This window comes from Photorhabdus australis DSM 17609 (assembly GCF_000711895.1).
In the GTDB taxonomy this organism is placed as follows: Bacteria; Pseudomonadota; Gammaproteobacteria; order Enterobacterales; family Enterobacteriaceae; genus Photorhabdus; species Photorhabdus australis.
Genome location: NZ_JONO01000010.1, coordinates 25,887 through 48,586, shown reverse-complemented (window position 1 = coordinate 48,586; position 22,700 = coordinate 25,887). Strand labels below are relative to the sequence as shown.

Sequence of the window (22,700 nt, the reverse complement as noted above, 5' to 3'; positions counted from 1 at the left end):
GGCCGCCTATACAACTGAATTCATCATTTGCTGATATTCGTTGATCACGTGTTGGCAAAATTCAGATGAATTCACATGGTGAGAACTCTTAATCAGTTGTCTATTTTCCATTTCTATAAATGTAGACTCAAAAGCGTTGATGAATGCCTGAGTCGCTTCAGGGTTCCAGAATGGCCCATCTTCAATATCCAGAGCAGAAAAACCGCCTTCAGGAATAATAAATTTTACTTTTCCTTCGCACTGATTAAGTTTTTCAGCGATCCAAATCCCCATTTGATGGTTTTCTTCTGGTGTAGTACGCATTAATGTCACTTGAGGATTATGACAATAAAATTGTCTACCTTTGTAGTGGCCTGGGATAGTATTCGGGTGACCGAAATTCACCATATCCAACGCGCCGCAAGAACCAATATAAGGTGTTTGTGTGCGGGCTATTGCACTCAAACGGTCGGCATCACAGGCCAGAACACCACCAAACAGATAATCACAGACTTCAGTTGTAGTCATATCAAGCAGACTGTTAAGCAAGCGACTCTCGGCCAGTTTTTCCATGGTTTTGCCGCCGTTGCCAGTTGCATGGAAAATTAAACAGTCATATTGTTGTTCCAATTCTTTGGTCAGTAACTGTATACAAGGTGTTGTTACACCAAACATTGTCAGGCCAATAGCTGGTTTATCTTCGATCTCATCCTCTTCATGAAAATAAACTGCGCCAGCAATTTGATTGGCCGCATTCTTCAATACCTGGCGGGAGATACGGTTAAGGCCAGATACATCAGTAACTGAATACAGCATGGCGATATCACTGACTCCAACATAACCAGAAACATCACCGGAAGCCATGGTAGAAACCATAAGTTTTGGTATACCCACAGGTAAAGACTGCATGGCCGGTGTAATCAGTGCTGTCCCGCCAGATCCCCCTAATCCCAGAATAGCTAAAACATCAGTTTGTTTTGATAAAAAAGTCTTAAAGGCGATTGCCATTGCGGAAATGGCTTTACCCCGATCACCACAGAAAACGGCTTCTTTGCCTTGTGGATGATGCTCTGCTACTGTTAATGAAGTAATATCCGCTCCTCTTTCCTGGGAGCCCGGTTTAGTAGTCAAGTCCACGGTACGAACGGCAAGGCCAGTTTTTTCTATTAGATCCCTGACGTAGAAGATTTCTGCGCTCTTGGTATCAAAAATGGTGACAATATAGATATAGCCTTGATTAATTTTCATTATAATTATGAATGTTTCCCCTGGTGCTGGCTACTAATTCATGGACAGATTATAGTCAATATGAGACTCTAGTATCACTGTTATATCATCAAATTGAGACAGTCGTCTCATTTTATCTATAAATAAACTGAATCAATTTGGGCGTTTTGTAGATAGTTTAGTAGAGTGATGATGTCGAAAAGATATTTTTACCATACGTTTATAGAGAATCTTATTGTGAAAGAGTTGTGTCAATGATGGACTCGAATACTAAACCTCTTACTGGTACTCGGAAAAAAACTTATACATTGCTAATAAATTCTGCATTGGAGCTTTTTGAGCAGAGGGCGATACCTTCGGTTTCCGAATTGGCCGTGTATGCTGGTGTTTCCAGAGCGACGGCATACCGCTATTTTCCGACGCAAAGTGATTTAATTGATGCAATCGTTAGTGCCAGCCTTGGGCCGATTCTCACCTGGAAACCTGCCAGTGACAAAACTGAGGAGCGGATTATTGAACTGTTGGATTTTGCTTATCCTCGTATGTTCCAACATGAGGGGGCATTGAGGGCGGCCCTTTTGGTTTCATTACAGCAATGGGCTCAGGGGCGTTTATCTGAGGATAAGCAGGAAAAGAAACTGGTGCGTGGTCACCGTAAAGAGATCCTTTCAATGGTTGTTGAACCATTAAAAGGGCATTTCCCGCCAGACACTCTGGAGAATGTCATTCGTTCTTTTTCCCTGATTTATGGGTCCGAAGTTTTTCTGGTGATGAAAGATATCTGGCAGATGAATGATGAAGAAATTATTGAAATCACTAAATGGATGGCAAAAGCCATTCTTAATCAGGCGAACAGAGATTCTGGGTTATAGTTATTTACGATAACTATTTGAGTAATAATGCTTTATTATTGACAAAATTTGTCTTTATTTCATCTGATGGATGGTTATCCCTAATGCAAAATATCCCCGTATATGAAGACGTGATTGCCGCCGCCCGGCGTATAGAAAACTATGCTTACCGTACTCCAGTCCTGACTTCCCGGACTGCTAATGAAATGACAGGAGCCAGGTTATTTTTTAAATGTGAAAACTATCAGCGGATGGGAGCATTTAAATTTCGTGGTGCCTTTAATGCGTTATCACAGTTCAGTGATGAGCAGCGCCGCAAAGGGGTTGTAACTTATTCGTCAGGTAATCACGGTCAGGCGATTTCGTTATCAGCCCGTATATTGAATATTCCAGCTACAATTATTATGCCGCACGATGCACCTGCCGTTAAGGTAGATGCGACTAAAAGTTATGGCGGTAAAGTGGTTTTTTACGACCGTTATATGAATGATCGTGAACAAATTGGCCGTGAATTATCAGAAAGTCAGGGGCTGACCTTAATTCCTCCCTATGATCATCCGTATATTATTGCCGGGCAAGGGACCGCAGCAAAAGAGTTGTTTGAAGAAGTTGGTGAGCTGGATGCGTTATTTGTTTGTCTTGGTGGCGGTGGTTTGCTTTCAGGGAGTGCACTTGCTGCCCGCTATTTATCTCCCAGATGTAAAGTTTATGGCGTAGAGCCAGAAGCGGGTAATGATGCCCAGCAGTCATTTCGTCAGGGGAAGATTATTCATATTGATGCTCCTAAAACGATTGCTGATGGCGCTCAAACTCAACATATTGGGCAATATACTTTCGAAATTATTCGAAGAAACATTGATGATATTTTCACTGTTTCTGATGAGGAATTAGTGGAGACAATGCGTTTTTATGCTGAACGAATGAAGATGATTGTCGAGCCGACAGGGTGTTTGAGTTTTGCTGCTGTACATCAAATAAGCCAGCAATTGCAAGGGCAAAGAATTGGGATCATTGTGAGTGGCGGGAATGTGGATATTGCACGTTATTGCGCTTTATTGGCAAAATAATCTCAGACGAGATAAAAGTCTTATATTTTAGTATTGTCATAAAAAAACTTTCTATTATTCAATTGCACAGAATGTAGGTCTAATAAAGGAGATGGTTATTTAATATACCCAATAGATTTCAAGATGCATCGCGACAGTAAGGGAACGAATCCCCGGGAGCATATACCCAATAGATTTTAAGTTGCAGTGCGGCGGCAAGTGAACGCATCCCTAGGAGCATAGATAACTATGTGACCGGGGTGCGTGAGTGCAACCAACAAAGAGGCAACTTGAAAGATAACAGGTATAAAGTTATTAATATCTTTGGTGAATTGTTTTTATTTAAAGTCGGCTAGAGCGGTGGTTCCGATTATAGATTTTTTATGGCGTCACTTTCAGTAATAAACCTATAAAAAGTGACGTCAGTATTTGCTGGCTTCATTTGGTGGTTTGTGTAGAAAATCACCTGGATGGCTGAAAAAATAATATATTGAATAATTAACCAAACCTATCTTTGAATTTTTTAGAGCTAATTCTTCTGTCCATTTTGCTACTACAATTAGGACATAGATGCTGTTTTTTACCTTCAATTTCCCACGTGTAATATTTTCTTTTGAAATTAACATTACAAATGTCACATCTACTTGGCTTAAAGATCGCACCAAGAATCAACAATAAAATTATTCCACCAATCACCCATTCCACGCGCTTACTCCTCTTATTTAATCAAGTCTGCCAAGGTTAATACTACTACTAATACTAGCAAAGAAAATTATGAATACCGGAGCACTACACCGGTTATGAAAAAAACCGCGAGAGCGGTCTAAAGCCGCCGTGTGGCGGCCTTCTGATCTGAAAACCAGAATTTTTTGTAATCAAACTAATTGTTACTTTTCTCGGCCAAAATAAACATCCCAAATGGATGAATTTCCAGATAGTAATTATCACCAACATTAGGTTGCAATTGAGTGGCATTAATTTGTAGTAATAAAGTTTGATCTTGCCAGTTTACCGTCACTTCATATTGTGGCCCCATGTAAGCTACATGGCTGATGGTACAGCGTTGGCTTGCATGTCCGTGATGACTTAATGTAACGGCTTCTGGCCTGACACCTACCGTTACCGATTGTCGATTACTGATAAAGTTTTCTGGCCGTGGCAGGCGATAATGGAAGATTTCCACATAATCAGCGCCCAAAGTAGCAGGAAAGATATTGGCATCCCCCATGAAACTTGCCATAAATTCAGATGCTGGCTGACGATAAAGCGTTTGTGGCGCGCCAATTTGCATGATTTTGCCTTTATTCATTACCAACACGGTATCGGAAACTGCAAATGCTTCACTTTGATCATGAGTAACGTACAGTGAGGTGATATTAAATTGTTGCTGCAATTCGCGGATTTTCTCGCGCATACTGCGGCGTAGGTTAGCATCAAGGTTACTCAACGGTTCATCGAATAGCAGTACTTTGGGTTTGAGTATCAGGGCGCGAGCGAGGGCAACACGCTGTTGTTGGCCGCCAGAGATTTGATCAACATAACGATCTTCAAATCCCCCCAGATCGACCAGTTCTAGTGCTTCTTTAACCCGTTCGCGTATCTCTGCTTTAGGTCGTCCGAGCATTTTCAGCCCATAACCAATATTTTCTCCCAGTGACATGTGCGGGAATAGGGCGTAGGACTGGAATACCATACAGATATCCCGTTGTTGAATGGAACGATCTGTAACGTCTTCACTATCAATGAGAATCTTACCTTCGCTGGGTTTCTCCAGCCCAGCAACTAAACGCAGTACGGTAGTTTTACCGCAGCCAGATGGCCCTAATAGCGTGACCATATGCCCTTGTGGGATAGACAGATTCAGGTTATCGATCACGGTGTTGTTACCGAACCGTTTGGTTACATTTCTCAGTTCGACAAAATTTTGTTGTGTCATGTTGTCACTCCGTGATTACTGTGCATTTTGGGCTTTAGAGCGAGAAATCCGCGCTTCACCAATCAAATAGTCAAATAGGAAAATAATGGCCAGCATGACCACAATCAGGATAGAGCCATAAGCAATGGCAACGCCGTATTCACCATCTTCCACCCGATTCAGGATATAGGCAGTCGCCACGCGAGTGTCCGGCGTTACCAGGAATACGATGGCGCTGACGGTGGTAATAGCGCGGACAAAGCTGTAAATCAGTGCAGATAGGATTGCTGGGCGCAGTAACGGCAACAGAATGTGGAAAATGGTTCTCATTGATCCGGCTCGCAGGCTCAGTGAGGCTTCATCTAATGATTTATCAATCTGTCCAAGACCCGCAATACCGGCGCGGATACCTACCGGTACATTTCGCATGGTCATGGAAATAATGACAATAGCGGCGGTTCCTGTGAGGTAAAAAGGTGAATCGTTGAAGGCTAGAATATAAGAAACCCCTGCAACTGTCCCCGGTACGGCAAAGCAAAGCATGGTGGTGAATTCTATGGTTTTCTTACCACGGAATTCTTGCCGCACAACAATATAAGCAATCAGCAGACCAAGGATTGCGGTGATAGGGGCAGCGATACCGGCATAGAGCAAGGTATCCAGTAGTGAAGGCCATGCACCGTCATGCATTCCTTGACCGAACAGCTTGATAAAGTTATCCAAAGTCAGGGTGTAATCCACGCCCCAGTTGACGGTGAAACTGCCGTAGAAAATACTGCCGTACAACAGAATGTTAAACACAACCCAAATCAACAAGATAGCGCAGACACCCCAAACCAGCGAAGTCGGCAACGGCTGCACATCGCCGCGATAGGATTTACCGGAAACCGTGACATAGGAGCGTTTACCAATCCACATATACTGGACGCAGAATATCAGCAGAGAGAAAACCAGCAGTGAAGCACCGAGAGTACCGGCGGCTTGATAGTCAAGTTGGGAACCTGTGATGTAGAAATAAATTTGGGTCGCGAGTACATCAAAGCTACCGCCCAGCACCAATGGGTTACTGAAATCCGCCAATGACTGAACGATTACGATTAGGAAAGCGTTTGCCAGTGCGGGTTTCAGCAGTGGTATGAATACATTAAAGAAAGTTTGATAACGATTAGCGCGCAGAGTATAGGAGGCTTCTTCTAGCGAGGGATGGATGGTTTTGATGGCGCCATCAAGGATCATAAATGCCATTGGTGTAAAGGCCAGTACCTGAGCTAGCCAGATACCGGTGAAACCGTACAGCCAATTGGTGTTGGTCAGGCCGAACCAGGTTGCCATAAACTCAGTAATGTAACCGGAGCGGCCCATCATTAATGTGACACCTAAACCGACAACAAACGGCGGTGTGACGATGGGTAAAATAGAAAATACCCGGCCAATAATGGCAGAGCGGCGCGCGATTCTGGCGGTATAAATTGCCAGCACCAGACCGAAAAAAGTACAACCGATACCAACGGCCAGAGAGAGCAAAATGGAGTTAGTGATAACCTGAATAATATGTGCTTGCCCCAGTATCGATATAAACGCAAACGGGGCAAACTGGCCGGCATCATCCGTAAACACCGGAATAAAGATGGCAATACTGGGATAAAGGATAAATACGCCTATCAGCGCAATAACTGTAACTAGTGAGCCAATGACAAAACTGTCGCCACCGAGCCATTCAAGGCGAGACAGGGCCAGAGTGATAATCGCGCCCAGTGAGATAAACAGGATAATGGTAGCGTAACCCAGCCCACGACCGATAATGGTCGCACTGATAATGACCAATAGAGCACATAATAAGGCATAACCCGCATCGAAATAGTGTCGGTTACGCTGATTGCGGTTTGCTGGTGTCAGTGGGCGTAGTAGCAGCGCTGATGGCAACAGGAACCATAGTAAACTGATGTTTAATCCGTTCCAGCCATAGGCGGCGAGAAGTTCATCTTGAGTAGAATCGAAAAGGCCATAGTCCAGGCTCCATGATGGTAAAAGCGTGAAAGCCAGCCATATCAGGGCAATCCACCAGAACACCGCATCCCGCTTCTGTCTGATAGGCAAAGTCAAAGTGTGAGACATAATTTCCCTCTTTTTTATTATTATCGTGAGATAACCGCAGTAAGAATCTATCCTCCAGGGTGTTATTGGTACAGAAGAATAAAGTAGCCTGATGGATAGCTGCTAAGGGCGGAGTGCTCCGCCCTTAATGGTGATTATTTAGCCATTTTCACCTCTGTCACCCATTTGGTGATTAATTCTTTGCGTACATCATTGGCGCCATATTTATCCATGTCGTAATTGATCAGTTTTAAATCGGATAATTTAAGCGCTAAAGGGGAAGCTTTCGCCGTGGTGTTGGTTAGAATCTGATAAGCTTTGCCTTTCTTCCAACTTAATTCTTGTGCTTCTTTGGATAGCACCCAGTCAACGAACAGTTTAGCGTTGTCCATATTACGGGCATTTTTAAGGATACTGACACCGCCAATTTCATAACCGGTACTTTCGCATGGTGCGATAAGTTTTAGTGGGGCGCCATTTTCGACTTCCAGTGAGTAATCGTGCAGGAAACCGATACCAATTGCGGATTCACCACGAGCCGCATTACGTGCTGGGGCGACACCGGATTTAGTGTATTGAGAAATGTTGGCATTCAGTTTTTTCAGGTAATCAAATGCTTGATCTTTACCCCATAATTGGACAAAAGTTGCCAGTGCGGTATAAGCCGTGCCTGAGCTTTGAGGGTCAGCAATTTGAATTTCACCTTTATATATTGGCTTGGTCAGATCTTTCCAGCAGGTGGGAATTGGGATCTTTTTCTCTTTCAGGCGTTCGGTATTGACGCCATAGCCAAGAATACCAACGTAAACCGCGGAGGTGTAGTTGCCTTTGCGTTTAGCGGGATCGCGAAATTGCGGCATGATTTGCGTCAGATTAGGTGATTTATATGCGGTCAGGAGATCCATTTCCCCTGCCTGAGAATGTGGGTCTAGCGTACCGCCATACCAAACGTCAGCCTGTGGATTGCGTTTTTCTGCCTCAATTTTTGCCAGGGTGCTGCCTGAACCATTGCGAACAAATGTTGTTTTGACATTGTATTTTTCACCGAATGCTCTGGTTTCAGCTTCGCATAGGGCGTTAGTTGCGCTGCAATAGACGATCAAACGGCCAGCAGCTTGAGCGTTGCTGGTGAATGCAGCAATGGCCAGACCTGCTGCGATGAGTGTAGAGATAGGTTTCAGTTTCATTATTTTGTCCTTTGTATTCAGAACTTCTTATCATTGGAGGAAAGTGGCGATGTGACCCCTGCCATATGTTCCCTTTTACTAACGTTCGCCATTAGCAGAGGCATTAATAGCAACCCCATCATGGCAGCTGCGACGGTAAGCAGAGCAAATATTCCAGACCAACCATAATGTGCAACCACCTGACTCAGTGGCCAGCCTGCCATGGCAGCGCCCAGATAGGCGTATAATCCCAGATAACCCGTGACCGTTCCGGCGGCTTGTTTATGGCAATATTCTGTTGCTGCCAGCCCAATCAGCATTTGCGGGCCAAATACGAAAAAACCGATATTAAAAAAACAGGCTGCCAACAGTGCATAGTGATGAATGGGGGTTAGCCACAATGCGGTGACAGAGATAAATAGTCCTAGCGCGAATAGCAGAATCATTGGGGCGCGCTGGCCGCGGAACAGTAAATCAGATCCCCAACCGGAGAGGAGAGCGCCTGCCAGACCACCCAGTTCAAACAGTGAAAGTGTTGCATTGGCACTGAGCAGATTGGCGCCATGTGTTTCTGACAACCACAGATTCCCCCAGTCATTAATCGCCATTCTGATGAGGTAGACCAGAATGTAGGAAAGCCCCAATAGCCAGATAGTCTTATTAGCCAGAATTGTATCCCGTAGTATCTGCATCATTGGCATGGGAGGCGATAGCTGTTCGTGTCGCAGCTCCAGTAAATCCTGTCGCCAATGTCCTATAGTGGGTAAACCTTGTTGCTGTGGTATGTCGCGTAACTGATAACAGAGCCAGATACCCAATAAAATGCCGATAATTCCGGGCATCATTAAAACAGCTTGCCAGCTGTAAGTTGCTGCCAGAAAAGCTGACAACATCGGGATAGTGATGCCGACAATATTAATGGAGATGTTCCAGCATCCCCACCAGAAGCCTCGCTCATTGCGAGAGTACCAGTGTGTCAGTAACCTTGCGCAGGGAGGCCATCCCCAGCCTTGAAAGAAGCCGTTCAGCGTCCAGATGATCAATAAGGCAGAAAACGATGAGCAAAAAGCGAACATAATGTTCAATATGCCTGCCATCACTAATCCGACCCCCATAAACCAGCGATAGCCGGTGAGATCATGGAATATACCGGAAACAAATTTTGAGCTGCCGTAAGCCAGATAAAATAGACTGGTTATCCAACCGATATCCCCTTTATCTAACCCTAGTTCCAACTGCATAACTGGCATGACAAAGTTAAAACTTTTGCGTGTCAGATAAAATGCGGCATAACCAATGATCATAGAAATCAGTAAACGACTACGCCAGTAGCGATAGCGTTGTGAGATTTGTTCCTGGTTGGTGGCTTGCATAGGCGATTCCTTCTTGACTACTCCTCTTCCTATTTGAAGAAAGATGCTTCCCACTTCACAGAGATGTGCCTGACTCACGGTGACGCGAGCCAAGGCTGACCTTCTCTCCGAGGGTTAACACTGTCAGCCAGACCACTATGGAAAATGAATGTAAAGAAAAATTAATGAAAATGAATGGGATAAGGTTTTAGGTGACTAGGAATAATTCTTATTTATGCCTGATTTTCATCAGAATTTGTGGGCAGGTTAACAATTATACGTGTACCGTTATCATTATTTAACTGCCAGTCCCCGCCTAGTGCCTGGATACGTTCTTCAATGCCCTGAAGACCAAAGCCGTTTTTCTTTTTATCTTCGGTGATACCGATTCCGTTATCACTGATTCTGAGTTCAATCACGTCCCGGCGTTGTCGCAACGTGATATTGATGTGGGTAGCTTTGGCATGTTTACTGATATTGTTCAGCAACTCCTGAACCAGACGATAAAGGGTAAAAATCACCGTTTCATTCACTGGATTTTGGGGAAGCTGATAATTTAATTGACAATCAATATTCTGCTGTTTAAACGCGAATTCATCGATCAGATGGTGGAGTGCTTTTTCTAAAGACATCTCATCCAAAACTGGAGGCCGCAACTGACGCAGTAATTGGCGGGTGGATTGATGAATTTGTTGAGCAAGATGATTGATCTGCTTTGCGATCATTTCTGCTGTTGGGGTAGTGGCAGTCCGTTTTACCAACGTTGCCTGAATTTGAATAGCAGTAATATTTTGGCCAATTTCATCATGTAACTCGCGGGCAATACTTTTACGGATGTCTTCTTCTGTGTGAACTAGCTTCTTCATTAGGATATGGCGGGCAGTTAGCTCTTGTTCCAGTAGTTCACGGTAACGTTGCAGGTTTTCTGCGAGTTGTTGCTGACGGCTGATAGCTATCCCAAGACAGATTCCTAACAAGGCTTGAATGATTAGGAACATTTCCAGTTCACCTAAATCGTTAAAAGCGCCGTTGAGTTGTCGAGCTGATGTGATCATCAGACTGCCCAATAAAGCAGCCAGCACACCACCTTGCCAGCCATAGCGATAGGCCATAAATACATTGGGGATAAATATCAGCATCACCAAAAGACTCTCAATTTCTGGTGATATAAAAATCTGGGCACTCAGCCCTAGCAGGCAGAACAGGCAGCACCACATCAGCAGGGAAGTGCGTAATTGTGGATCAAAATAGCCAGAATCCAGCATATTTCTCAGATGCTGCTGACGCAGATATTCGTAGATTAGATAAACAAAAGGTGACAGTAAAACACCACCAGTTAGAGAGGTAAGAAATAAGTAGCTAGGTTCCGCAGTCAGAGCAAATCCCAAACAGATAGCCTGCAATACACTATTGGCGGCTACACCGGCCAGCAAAATGGAGAGCCGTTGCCAATACAAGATATAACGCCACCAGATCCGCTGGACCATAAAGGTGGGTATCAGGCTGAGAAATGGCGATAACAGAATGATATTGTCAGTAATAAGCTGTTCTCTGCTTAGCCATAGCAAGATGATAACCTCTGTGATTAATAAGGTTGGCATATAGCGACGCCCCAGTAGAATAAGCAGTGCTAGCCTTAGTCCTTGTGGCAGAAGCAGTGTGGCTTGTTGTCCGTTATCGTTCAGGTAGAAACTGATGGTCCATAGAGAAAGCCAGCTCAATGAATAAAAAATCAGTAAAAATAGCGATAACAAGCTAAATCGTAATCCACCGCTCATGGTGTCCTCGTTAGAATTTGGTGTTGCAGGGCATAATGAACCAGATCGATGGTGCTATCGCACTGTAATTTACCAAGAATATTGGCACGATGAACATGGACGGTTTTAGGGCTGAGATTGAGTTGCTCGGCAATAGTTTTAGCACTGATGCCATTGATAAGTAGATTAAATATTTCGCGTTCTCTGGGGGTTAGAATTTGCAGCGCTTTAATGTCTTGTGGTGTTTGACGTAGTGCTTTCAGGGCATCAGCACACAAATAGCAACCGCCTTTATGTACTGAGCGAACTGCTTGTACCAACTCTTCTGGACCGCATCGTTTGGTGAGATAGCCGCAGGCACCGGCATCCAATGCACTTTGTACAAATGCCGTGGTGTCATAAATACTGAGAATAATGGTACGGAAATCGGGCCGTTTTTGCCGTAACCGGGTGAGCAGGTGTAAACCACTTTCATCCGGCATCGCGATATCCATCACCGCAACATCAATAGGGTTTCGGAGTAAATCCAACCAGGCTTCGTTGGCGCTGCCATATTGTCCGGCGATTTCAAGATCATTCTCAAGAGTCAGTAATTGGGCAAAGCCGGAACGGACAACGACGTGGTCGTCAATAAGTGCGATTCTGATCATAATTTTTGTTATTAATTATAAACACAATAACTTACATGATGTGCAGGAAAAGCAGGTTGTGCAAATTAATCAACTAAATCTGCAAGAAAGCTAACAAATTTAGTAAATTGTTGGGTGTTAATTGCATCGATTCAGTGGAAGAGCGTGTTTGTTGACCTTGCTTGTTGTTTCACTAATAAATTATCTTGCTCGCTTTTTAGGTAAACTAAGTTAAATATGCAAGTATATTGATGTACATAGGACATATTTTACCTACGGAATAACAAACTGACTATGTAATCCTCCTCAATTTACAAACCAATTTACTGCCTTCTTTTATGTCAAAATCTCAGAGATTCCCTATGTAATAGCAAATTTCAGTTGTTTCGTGCTGTAGTTTCGATGGCCGTGCATGCGTTGGCGGAAAACAAATTAGTCGAATTGGCAAAAAATCCTATGTTCATCTATAACTTAATCACAAATAAATTACTTTTTGGAGCCAATTATTCGTGAATATCATTAAAATCCCCCCCTATGCCCAATCCATTCCCATCTATGTTACATCCGTTAGTTAATGCCGAAGATCCGGAAAATTGTGAAATTGAAGCGGCTACACGTGAATATGCGGATCGCTTCCGCCTTTATAATAATGAAACACAGCGGCAACGTTTATGGCAAATGGAAAGCGCGCGGCTGGCAGGATTATTATATCCAAGGGGGAGCAAAGAATTGCTACAAGTGGGCTCCATGATGTTTATTTTTACAATCGTTAACATTAGTTTGGTGGCATTTCACTTATTGGTGATTAAAAATAGGAACCGAGCGTCTGTATTCCCCTTGAATTTGAATATCGGATACGATGAAGAGAGCAGAAATTAAGAGAAACTAAAACTGTCAACTCTAAAGATATACTTTTTTAAAGAAGGTTTATCGTCCCCGAGGAAATCTGGAAGGGATAATCTTCGATAGAAATGAAAATATTGATGAGCCGGGTTTTGGCAGCGTGCTGGAGGCCCATTGATATAACAATGGTATTGTATTTAAATCGGTAAACGCGCTTATGGTTAACAATAGAAACTTCGCAGCGTAATAGTTGCCGGTTCTGTGATAACAAAAACGCCTGTGCTTAAGAACTAGAGCTGCGATGCGTCCGGATAAGGCTGTGCACACACAACCACAGATATCTAATCCAGGGGTAAGTCACCTTCACGAAAAATCCAAAATAATCACAACTAGTAAACTGAAATCTCCACACGATATTGATATAGTTACCTCTATTGAAATAAGGGGATATATTGTGGTTTTGAATTCACATATGCTTGAGATTGTTATGCAATAAAAACAGAGAACTCTCGAGATACTGTTTTTTCTGTTCCATAAGTGTGATAAATGACAGGACTTCTATCTTTTATAAATTTGTTAAAAATATTATTAGAGAAATGAATTAAGAGATAATTTAGTAAATAAGGTGTAGTGCCTTGGCATCTTATTTAAAATGTTGATTATAAATCCAGTGAGCTATTTAAAGGAATACGGACATGTTTACTACCAGAGTAACGATGTTGCACTCATTATGTGAATCTGCCTTTGATAAACCTTTTAAAAAAGTAAACGAAGCAGGAAAAGTAAAAAATTTATACCTGGAAAAACTAATAAAAGGGATAAAAAATATCTCTTTACAACATTATAGAAACATTACGAAAAGTGTCGAAAAATTTAAGGGGCAGAACTTAGACATTTTTAAATTAAAAGACAAGAAGATTACAGAGACCCTTAAGCAGGCAGAAAAAAAATTATTTTCAGAAGTACGTAATGAAAAAACATTGTTCAACCAAAACATTCAAATCGGCGTTGCCAACTTATCATTAACAGAACGCTGTATTCAGGAGTTAACGGATGAAAGGCGTCATAATGTTCATCATCATCTTTCCTCCCATTACACCAGTACTGGCCTTAGTACAAAGGTGTCATTAGGCAAGATGCTGACTACCACACTGAAATATCTGACTCTGAATGCTCCAGCTCGCAGGATTGGTACTGCCATACAGAGAGGATATGACTCCCATACACAAAGTGCTAAAGGTAAGGCACGTTATTGGACTGGGGCCATTATTAAGGGATTGGCCAATATCATGGGTGGTGCTAGTAGTGTAATAAGTGGTGCGATTTTGGTCGGTGTTGCCGGAGTTAAAAACCTGGCGGAATTCACGGGGCGTTTGTTGGTATCTTCAACCCTGGGGCTGGCTGGATCGGTTATGAAGGGAGTTTCGTATCTACCGTTTAGTGTGTCTAATCGTTTACAGGCTAGAACGCGTGCTGAGAAATTGCTGAATACTGCCAAAGTACTCGTCAAACCAGCGTTTGTAGCCAAAGCAGAGCAAGAGCCGTTGAATGTTGCAGGAGCCCGAGCAGTGATGGATGCGGCCCGATTGGCGAGAATCAGTTGCTCCAGTAGTTATCGGGATATGCCGACAGGTTACAGTCATGCCACTTTGGCTGATATCCCGTCTTCGATACTGGCTCGCAGGGAGGACGGTAGTGGCGGGACCGGCAAGAAGTTAACCCTGCGTGTTCGTCCTGGCAAGAGGGAGAATGATCCTTTAATCCTTAAAGGAGATGCCTGGTCTGCGCTCAAGGTCGCTGTTTACAAGCGTGACGATACCGTGGTGCTTTCCTTTGTGGGCACCCAGCCAACTAAGCGTCCTGGTACTATAAAGAGTGATGTCTGCGCGGCTTTGGGGATCAAGGATAGCGCGTTTCAGGATGCAGACCGTTTGATTAAAGCCTTTACTAAACAATATGGCAATAAGGTTGAGGTTCTGGGCCACTCCTTGGGCGGCGGGTTGGCGCAATATGCGGGTATCAAACATGGGATAAAGGTTACCGTATTCAATAGCATGGGATTGCATGTAGGATTGCGGGATCGGTTAGCTGACAAGTTGGATAGTGCCAACGTCACCCACATCAATACCAGTAATGATCCGCTGAGTCAGAAGGTCGAACATGGCATTTGGGGGCTGGATGCCTGCTCCCAGGTGGGCAAGCGTTATGTGATTGAGCATTCAGGTGGTCACCGTATGGAGTCGGTGACCGCTGGTTTGGAAGCTTTACTGGATTAACGACTCGATATGTCATGGATAACGCCTCCTGAGGAGGCGTTATCGCTGCTAACAGACACTGTATTTAAAGACACAGTATTTAACGTAATTGTGCGTTATTTCAGTGCGTTGAGGACTTGCCAAGCCGCTTTGATGCGCGCCTCGTTGGGGTAGTTTTTGTTGGCTAGCAGCACAATACCCATTTGCTCTTGCGGCACAAACGCGACATATGCGCCGAAACCATTGGTGGAACCGGTTTTATTGATAAAAAGCGCATCCGTTGGCGGCTCTGGTGGCGATAGTTCCGTGGTTTTGTTGGCCTGATAAGCGATTTCCGCTGAATTGCCGCTCAGTACCTGCTCAAGGGTAACGGGCCAGTGATAAAGCTCCCAGCCCAGCCCCTGCGTCATCTCACCCACCCGGTAATAGCCAGTATGGGTTGCCCGAATGGCCTGAGCCAGCTTACTGTCACCTACGCGGGAGGGATCGATATTCGCATCAACGAAGCCGATCATCTCTTGTGCACTGGATTTCAGGCCATAAGCTTCCTCATCCAGCACGCCCGGGTTTATGCGAATCGGTTTATTCTCTTTTGAATAACCCAATGCATAATTTTTCATCTCCTGAACGGGCACGTTAAACCAGGTATGTTGCAGACCAAGCGGTGAAAGAATCTGGTTTTTCACCAGTATTGAGTAAGGTTTTTCAAGGCGTTGGGCAACGATATAGCCTGCCAGGCCAATACTGGGATTGGAGTATTGGCGGTAGGTTCCGGCCGTGTACTTGGGCTGCCAGTGCTGGAACCAGTCTACCATTTTGCTATTGTTGTCGATCTCATCAGGGAATTGTAACGGCAGGCCGCCCGCGGTATAGGTGGCAATATTCAGCAGGTTGATGTTGTCAAAGGCGCTGCTTGCTAGCGGTTGAAAATGCTGGCTGGCTTTATCGGAGAGAGAAATGGCTCCTGTCACCTGTGCCCAAGAAATCAGGCTGCCGGTAAAGGTTTTGCTGACCGAGCCTAGTTCAAAGATTGTCTCTTTGGTGACCGGTGTGTTGTTCTCTTTTGACGCGTCACCGTATTGATAGAAAAAATGTTGACCGTGGAACGTTACCGCAATCGCCATTCCTGGAATGTCATATTCCTGCATCAGGGAGTGTATGGTCTTATCAACAGTATTTGTCAGACGGGTCTGATCGGGTGTATTCGAGGCTTGAGTGCCGAGAGAAGCGGCAAGCAGCAGACTGCCAGTCAGCACCGAAAATCGTTTTGTCATTTGTGTTGTTTCCTTAATTACAGCGAGAGTTTTCAGTCCTGGATTTTATCAGGATTTTCACACGCAATCTTAAAATTGTGATCCTCATCACCTGACGAAATAAAACTTTGTACTTGATGATTGAAAACCAAGGGCTTTCGTTTCTTTATATTAATTGTTATCCAAAATGTGGATGAAAACTGATTTTTGGGTAAATAGTCAGTAACCAGAGAATTTAATATTTTCTTTCACTTTATTTTTAATCGAAACCTTTTATGCCATATTTTGTCTATATAATAGACTGTAATACCGATCACAATTTCATTTCATTGCTTTTGCTGTAATTAAATCGAAAGAGAGAGAAAGCAATTCATCACAGGCGACGTAAATATGTCGCTGGAGATCTGAGGAGCATAACGGAATGGCTGTGGATACCGTAAAAAGACGTGAACAGATTATCGACCTGCTGTGCCATGAGGGCAGTGTACGTGTTGAGCATTTGAGTTCTCGTTTTGAGGTTTCTAGCGTCACGATCCGTAATGACTTGCGTTATCTAGAGCAGAAAGGTTGTGCTTTGCGTTCCTATGGCGGCGCCGTGTTGAATCACCAATTCGCCTTTGATCGCCCTCTGCAAGATAAAGGGCGGATGAATCGTGATGTGAAATCACGCATTGCAGCTAAAGCAGCGCAGTTTGTTAAGGACGGTGATGCTCTGATCCTTGATTCTGGCTCGACTACCACGCAGATTGTGCCGCACCTTAAGGCGCGGCGTGATTTGGTGGTCATGACTAACGCGTTGAATATCGCCTATGAACTGGCGGGGTTTGATCAGATAAATGTGATGGTTCTTGGTGGGAGTGTGCGTCAAAACTCCTATTCACTCTATGGTTCGGCTGCGGAACAGCAATTGCGTCAATATCGTTTTGATACTTTGTTTCTTGGCGTCGATGGGTTTGATCTGGAAGCAGGGATAACCACGCCACATCCCGGTGAAGCTCACCTTAATCGCGTAATGTGTGAGGTGGCGCATGAAATTATCGCCGTGGTGGATGCCAGTAAATTTGGGCGTAGAAGCTTTTGTATGATCCGTCAGGCCGGACAGATTCATCGGCTGATTACTGACAGCCGGATCCCCGATAACTACAGGCGGGCATTAACTGAACTCGGCGTAGATGTGATTATTGCCGACGAGTAGTTCTTACCGAGGTTCTTGCTCGCATGGGAGATACCATGCAGTCACTATTACAACTTATCCGTCGCCACAAATCAGGTGAAGCGGTGGGGATCTATTCAGTCTGTTCTGCCCATCCTTGGGTATTAGAAAGCGCTTTGTGCGTCGCTAAAGAACATAAGACATCGGTACTGATTGAAGCAACATCTAATCAGGTTAATCAATTTGGCGGTTATACCGGCATGCAACCCGTTCAATTTCGTGATGCAGTCTGGCAACAAGCAGATCGCATAGGTTTACCGCGTGATCGTATCTGGTTGGGGGGAGATCATCTTGGACCGAACGCTTGGCAAGATCGTACCGCAGCTGAAGCAATGAAACTGGCTGAAACCTTGATACATGATTATGTAGCTGCGGGATTTCGTAAGATCCACCTTGATTGCTCTATGTCTTGTGCTGATGATCCGGTACCACTTGGTGACAAAGAGGTTGCGATACGGGCAGCGCGTTTGTGTCAGGTGGCAGAACGCTGTTGGCAACAGGTGAGGGGAGAACCGCCTGTTTATGTCATTGGTACCGAAGTGCCTGTACCGGGTGGAGCTAAAGAAGCACTGGCAGGAATGCAAGTCACTACGCCTCAGGCAGCGGCTACAACGTTGAATGTGCATCGGCAAGCCTGGCAGTTGGCTGGATTGGAAGAGGTATGGCCACGAGTGATTGCGCTGGTAGTTCAGCCGGGTGTGGAGTTCGATCACCATCATGTCGAACACTACCAATCTAAACGTGCGGCGGCACTGAGTAAATATATCGAATCCCAACCCTATTTGGTCTACGAAGCCCATTCTACTGATTATCAAACGGTACAAGCTTACCGTGAACTGGTACGTGATCATTTCGCTATTCTGAAAGTTGGTCCAGCGTTGACTTTTGCCCTGCGTGAAGCGCTTTTTGCGCTCGATAAGATCGATAGTGAATGGAATAGTGAGCAGGAAGCCGCTCATCTGTGTGCCACTTTGGAACAAGTTATGCTTGAGCAGCCGGAGCACTGGAATCGCTATTACCATGGCACACCGCATCAACAATTTATTGATCGTCAATACAGTCTTAGTGATCGTGTGCGTTACTACTGGCCGCACTTGCGGGTACAGCAGGCCGTTAATACTTTGATCGATAACTTGCGTCGTCGTCCTGTTTCCCTTTCATTGCTAAGTCAATATCTGCCGGAGCAAGCGCAGGCAGTTAACGCTGGACGGTTGGACAATGACCCGCATGCTTGGGTATTGGATAAAATTCGTTCTGTGTTGCTGAGTTATGCTCAGGCTTGTGAGTTTGAGGTACAAGGAGCGTTAGTATGAGTGAACTGTTTTCCTATACGGAAGCTTGGCTACGTGAGCATCACGCGCTATACACAGCCAGAGAAATTCATCAGCAGCCTGAGCTTTGGCGTCAGTTATATCAAAACTTGCAACGTGAGAAAGCGCTGTGGCAACCATTTTTGGCGCCTCTGTTGTCTGACCCGGAGTTACAAATAGTACTGTGCGGCGCAGGTTCCTCTGCATTTGTTGGGCGCGCTCTGGCGCCTTGGTTACGTGAGCAGTGTGGGTTGAATGTAGTTGCGTACAGCACGACAGATATTGTGCCTTCCCCTTTGCAATATCTTGATCCAACGCGTTCAACATTACTAATTTCTTACGGGCGTTCCGGCAATAGCCCGGAAAGTGTAGCGGCGGTACAACTGGCTGATCAGTTGTTGCCGCGCTGTTATCACTTGATGCTGACCTGTAATCCTGATGGCGCCTTAGCGCGTTATGCCGAAGGGCGTTCCCATGTTTGCTCATTGAACATGCCACAGAGTTCTCATGATCAAAGTTTTGCCATGACTTCCAGTTTTAGTTGTATGACGCTGGCAACTGTGTTGTTGCTAGGGCCATTAACATTGGAACAAAGTCGTGCTCCATTGATGGCGATGGCCGTGTTGTGTGAGCGGGAGTGGAAGCAGTGGCAGATCCAGACTAAGCAACTGGCACGCAGTGGTTTTAAGCGCATGATGTGTCTGGGTTCCAGTTGTTTTACCGGCGTAGCAGAAGAAGGCGCTCTCAAGATGTTGGAGTTGACCGCCGGGTATATTGCTACGCGTTACGACTCGTCGATGGGAGTACGTCATGGGCCGAAGTTTATGATCGAACAGGATACGTTGGTCGTCATGATGCTCTCGGCTGATCAGTATCGCCGTTGTTATGATCTCGATCTGTGGCATGAGCTAAATCATGACAGATTGGCGTGTCAAATTGTTGCACTGAGTGGCACACAGGGGAAAGGGTTCACGGTGATTAATAGTGAACAAGATGATATCTGGCTGTTGTTCCCCTATTTGATGTTTTTGCAGATGTTGGCGTTTGAAACCTCGCTGGCTCTGGGCATAACGCCAGACAATCCATGTCCGACAGGGGAAGTCAACCGTGTGGTGAAGGGAGTGGAAATTTATCCTTACCCTCTAGCGTACTCACAAACAACTGAATGTAGCAGGAGTGATTATGTCGATACCGAATATTTTGATGACTCGAATTGATAACCGGTTGGTGCATGGTCAGGTAGGTGTGACCTGGACCAATTCACTGGGGGCTAATCTGGTATTGGTGGCTAACGATCAAGTTGCCAGTGATTTGGTACAGCAAAACCTGATGGATATGGTGGTTTCAGATGGGGTTCAGACTCGTTATTTCACCTTACAGAAAACCATTGATGTGATCCATAAGGCGGCTGAACGCCAGAAGATTTTTATCGTTTGTAAAACGCCGCAAGATGTACTGACTTTGGTCAAGGGAGGAGTACCTATCAGTTTTGTTAATGTGGGTAATATGCATTTCGCCGAAGGCAAGCGTCAAATTCATAAGACGGTTTCGGTTGATGACAGTGATGTGGTGGTGTTTCGTGAATTGGAACAATTAGGTATCACTTGCGAGGTTCGACGAGTGCCGGATGAAGCGGGAGAACCTATCGCTAAGTTACTGGCCTGAGAGGTGAGTTATGCTGATTGATGCGATATTGATTGGATTATTGGCTGGGTTGGCGGGGGTGGATCTCTTTGATGGGTTGACTCATTTTCACCGTCCGGTAGTGATTGGTCCGTTAGTTGGACTGATTTTAGGGGATGTACAGACGGGTTTATTGGTGGGCGGGACGCTGGAGCTGGTCTGGATGGGAATGGTGCCGCTGGCTGGCGCCCAGCCGCCCAATGTGGTAATTGGCGGCGTGATTGGGACGGCATTTGCCATTCTGACGAATGCTGATCCTAAAGTCGCAATTGGTATCGCCGTGCCATTCTCCATTGCGGTACAGGGTTGCATTACGCTGTTGTTTACCGTGTTCTCACCAATGATGCATAAATGCGATCAGATGGTGAAAGAATTGAATTGGCGCGGTGTGGAGTGGGTGAACTATCTGGGGATTACCATTCTGTTTTGTTTCTATTTTATCGTGGCATTTTTGCCAATTTATTTTGGTGCCGATGCTGCCAGTGTCATGGTACAGAAAGCACCACAGTGGCTGCTAGATGGTTTGGCGGTTGCTGGCGGTATGATGCCCGCCATCGGCTTTTCAATGCTGATGAAAATGATGATGAAAAAGACCTATGTTGCCTATTTTATTATGGGTTTCATTTCGGTCACATTCCTTAATATGCCGATTATCGCCGTAGCACTCGGCGCATTTGCGATTGCTTTAATCGATTTCTTTAACCGTTCCCGTATGGAAGATGTGACTGATCGTAGCGCACCGACCACCACCCAATCTCAGGAGATGGAAGATGGCATTTAACGACACTGATACTGCTATGGCAGATAAAGCTGAGAAAAGGATGGCACAGGCATTGGCGACCAGTCAGGTTGAGCAAGATGACTATCAGGACAGTATGCCGGGTGAGGCGCTGACTAAAGGTGATCTGAATCGTATGGCATTGCGTTCTTTGTTGCTACAGGCATCATTTAACTATGAGCGTATGCAGGCGGGGGGCTGGTTATACACCTTGATCCCCGGATTGCGTAAGATCCATAAGAACCCGCAGGATCTGGGGAATTCTATGAAGATGCATATGGAGTTTATCAATGTGCATCCATTTGATGTCACTTTACTGTCCGGCTTGGTGCTGGCGATGGAGCGAAATAAGGAAAAAATTTCCACTATTCGCGCGGTGAAAGTAGCACTAATGGGACCGCTGGGTGGGATTGGCGATGCATTGTTCTGGTTGACGCTGTTACCTATCTGCGCCGGTATTGGCGCATCTTTGGCACTACAGGGGAGCTTGTTTGGTCCCATCGTATTTTTGTTGCTATTCAACATCGTGCATTTCGGTTTGCGTTTTGGTTTGGCCCATTATGGTTATCGGGCGGGTGTCAATGCATTAGCGTTGTTGAAAACACACACTAAAAATATCTCTCATGCGGCATCAATTGTCGGGATGACGGTGATAGGAGCGCTGGTGGCTTCGTATGTCCGTTTTTCGACGCCAGTGGTAGTGAATGCCGGTAAAGCGAGTGTGGCGTTGCAGAAGGATGTGTTGGATAAATTGATGCCTAACTTGTTGCCATTGTGTTTCACCCTGTTGGTGTTTTGGTTGATGAAAAAAGGATTTTCGCCGGTCAAGTTAATTGGTTTGACGGTAGTGCTCGGCATTGTGGGTAAATTTGTCGGTTTTCTTTAACAAACGACGTTGAGGGGATGGAATGTTAGGTATTGTAATCACCGGGCATGGTCGTTTCGCCAGTGGTTTGTTGCAGGCAGTGGAACAGATAGTCGGGCGGCAGCCTCAGTGTTGTGCTGTCGATTTTCCTGAGGGAGTCAGTACTGAACAATTGCAGATGTTGTTGGAGGAAGCTTGCATTGCCTGCGATAGTGGTGATGGTGTAATTATTCTCAGTGATTTACTGGGAGGCTCACCGTTCCGGCAGGCAGCACAACTAGCGATAACTAATCCACATTATGAAGTTATCACCGGGACTAATATGCAACTGGCGGTAGAAATGATGCTGGATCGTGAGGGGCTGGTGCCAAAAGCATTTCGTGATATGGCGCTAGAGTGTGGACGGAGGGGGTTGACTAGCCTGTGGCATGAACAGCAGAAACAGGGATATAGCAGCCCAAATTTGGATGGTATCTAAGGAGCT

General features: G+C 45.1%; 20 protein-coding genes. 11 read left to right on the top strand and 9 right to left on the bottom strand.

What is annotated here, in order from left to right; genetic code table 11:
- Positions 1–6 precede the first annotated feature (6 nt).
- Entirely contained in the window at positions 7–1,227 is a 1,221-nt protein-coding gene (locus BO26_RS05180; RefSeq protein ID WP_036769547.1) for a Tm-1-like ATP-binding domain-containing protein, read from the bottom strand.
- A 227-nt stretch (positions 1,228–1,454) separates the two neighbouring features.
- On the opposite strand from BO26_RS05180, the gene BO26_RS05175 reads away from it, so the two are divergent.
- Positions 1,455–2,078, top strand: coding sequence for a TetR/AcrR family transcriptional regulator (locus tag BO26_RS05175; RefSeq protein WP_036769544.1), 624 nt, complete (start codon positions 1,455–1,457; stop codon positions 2,076–2,078).
- A gap of 83 nt (positions 2,079–2,161) precedes the next feature.
- Entirely contained in the window at positions 2,162–3,124 is a 963-nt protein-coding gene (locus BO26_RS05170; RefSeq protein WP_036769543.1) for a threo-3-hydroxy-L-aspartate ammonia-lyase, read from the top strand.
- Between the two features lie 477 nt (positions 3,125–3,601).
- On the opposite strand, the gene BO26_RS05165 is transcribed toward BO26_RS05170, so the two are convergent.
- From BO26_RS05165 to BO26_RS05135, 7 genes are all read right to left on the bottom strand, one after another.
- On the bottom strand, positions 3,602–3,808 hold the full coding sequence (locus BO26_RS05165) for a hypothetical protein (RefSeq protein ID WP_036769540.1): 207 nt from the start codon (positions 3,806–3,808) through the stop codon (positions 3,602–3,604).
- Between the two features lie 175 nt (positions 3,809–3,983).
- Positions 3,984–5,039, bottom strand: coding sequence for a ferric ABC transporter ATP-binding protein (gene fbpC, locus BO26_RS05160; protein ID WP_036769537.1), 1,056 nt, complete (start codon positions 5,037–5,039; stop codon positions 3,984–3,986).
- Positions 5,040–5,054: 15 nt separating this feature from the next.
- Positions 5,055–7,133: an ABC transporter permease gene (locus BO26_RS05155; protein WP_036769534.1), complete on the bottom strand. Its 2,079-nt coding sequence runs from the start codon at positions 7,131–7,133 to the stop codon at positions 5,055–5,057.
- A 134-nt stretch (positions 7,134–7,267) separates the two neighbouring features.
- Positions 7,268–8,299, bottom strand: coding sequence for an ABC transporter substrate-binding protein (locus BO26_RS05150; protein WP_036769532.1), 1,032 nt, complete (start codon positions 8,297–8,299; stop codon positions 7,268–7,270).
- Between the two features lie 17 nt (positions 8,300–8,316).
- A complete protein-coding gene (gene uhpC / locus BO26_RS05145) occupies positions 8,317–9,651 on the bottom strand; it encodes an MFS transporter family glucose-6-phosphate receptor UhpC (RefSeq protein ID WP_036769530.1) in 1,335 nt (444 codons plus the stop codon).
- Between the two features lie 212 nt (positions 9,652–9,863).
- Positions 9,864–11,408 (bottom strand): MASE1 domain-containing sensor histidine kinase, encoded by a 1,545-nt coding sequence (locus BO26_RS05140; RefSeq protein ID WP_036769527.1) that lies wholly within the window; start codon positions 11,406–11,408, stop codon positions 9,864–9,866.
- A complete protein-coding gene (locus BO26_RS05135) occupies positions 11,405–12,037 on the bottom strand; it encodes a response regulator transcription factor (protein ID WP_036769524.1) in 633 nt (210 codons plus the stop codon). The genes BO26_RS05140 and BO26_RS05135 overlap by 4 nt, the downstream gene beginning before the upstream one ends.
- Positions 12,038–12,550: 513 nt before the next feature.
- Between BO26_RS05135 and BO26_RS05130 the strand changes: the two genes are divergently transcribed.
- Positions 12,551–12,895 (top strand): hypothetical protein, encoded by a 345-nt coding sequence (locus tag BO26_RS05130; protein WP_036769523.1) that lies wholly within the window; start codon positions 12,551–12,553, stop codon positions 12,893–12,895.
- Positions 12,896–13,554: 659 nt separating this feature from the next.
- Positions 13,555–15,135: a lipase family protein gene (locus BO26_RS05125; protein ID WP_036769522.1), complete on the top strand. Its 1,581-nt coding sequence runs from the start codon at positions 13,555–13,557 to the stop codon at positions 15,133–15,135.
- Between the two features lie 95 nt (positions 15,136–15,230).
- On the opposite strand, the gene ampC is transcribed toward BO26_RS05125, so the two are convergent.
- On the bottom strand, positions 15,231–16,388 hold the full coding sequence (gene ampC / locus BO26_RS05120) for a class C beta-lactamase (RefSeq protein WP_072023218.1): 1,158 nt from the start codon (positions 16,386–16,388) through the stop codon (positions 15,231–15,233).
- A 400-nt stretch (positions 16,389–16,788) separates the two neighbouring features.
- Between ampC and agaR the strand changes: the two genes are divergently transcribed.
- The 7 genes from agaR to agaF are packed head-to-tail and all read left to right on the top strand — an operon-like array spanning position 16,789 to position 22,694.
- The gene (agaR, locus tag BO26_RS05115; RefSeq protein ID WP_036769518.1) at positions 16,789–17,562 is read left to right on the top strand and encodes a transcriptional repressor AgaR; all 774 of its coding nucleotides are present in this window, start codon (positions 16,789–16,791) and stop codon (positions 17,560–17,562) included.
- Between the two features lie 35 nt (positions 17,563–17,597).
- Positions 17,598–18,893, top strand: a complete 1,296-nt coding sequence (locus BO26_RS05110; RefSeq protein WP_036769515.1) for a D-tagatose-bisphosphate aldolase, class II, non-catalytic subunit — start codon at positions 17,598–17,600, stop codon at positions 18,891–18,893.
- A complete protein-coding gene (locus BO26_RS05105; RefSeq protein WP_036769512.1) occupies positions 18,890–20,107 on the top strand; it encodes an AgaS family sugar isomerase in 1,218 nt (405 codons plus the stop codon). The genes BO26_RS05110 and BO26_RS05105 overlap by 4 nt, the downstream gene beginning before the upstream one ends.
- Positions 20,073–20,555: a PTS N-acetylgalactosamine transporter subunit IIB gene (gene agaV / locus BO26_RS05100; RefSeq protein WP_012776963.1), complete on the top strand. Its 483-nt coding sequence runs from the start codon at positions 20,073–20,075 to the stop codon at positions 20,553–20,555. Before BO26_RS05105 ends, agaV begins: the two co-directional genes overlap by 35 nt.
- Before the next feature lie 10 nt (positions 20,556–20,565).
- Entirely contained in the window at positions 20,566–21,354 is a 789-nt protein-coding gene (gene agaW / locus BO26_RS05095) for a PTS N-acetylgalactosamine transporter subunit IIC (protein WP_036769510.1), read from the top strand.
- Positions 21,344–22,237 (top strand): PTS system mannose/fructose/sorbose family transporter subunit IID, encoded by an 894-nt coding sequence (locus BO26_RS05090; RefSeq protein WP_036769507.1) that lies wholly within the window; start codon positions 21,344–21,346, stop codon positions 22,235–22,237. Before agaW ends, BO26_RS05090 begins: the two co-directional genes overlap by 11 nt.
- Positions 22,238–22,259: 22 nt before the next feature.
- A complete protein-coding gene (gene agaF, locus BO26_RS05085; RefSeq protein WP_036769504.1) occupies positions 22,260–22,694 on the top strand; it encodes a PTS galactosamine/N-acetylgalactosamine transporter subunit IIA in 435 nt (144 codons plus the stop codon).
- Positions 22,695–22,700: the final 6 nt, after the last annotated feature.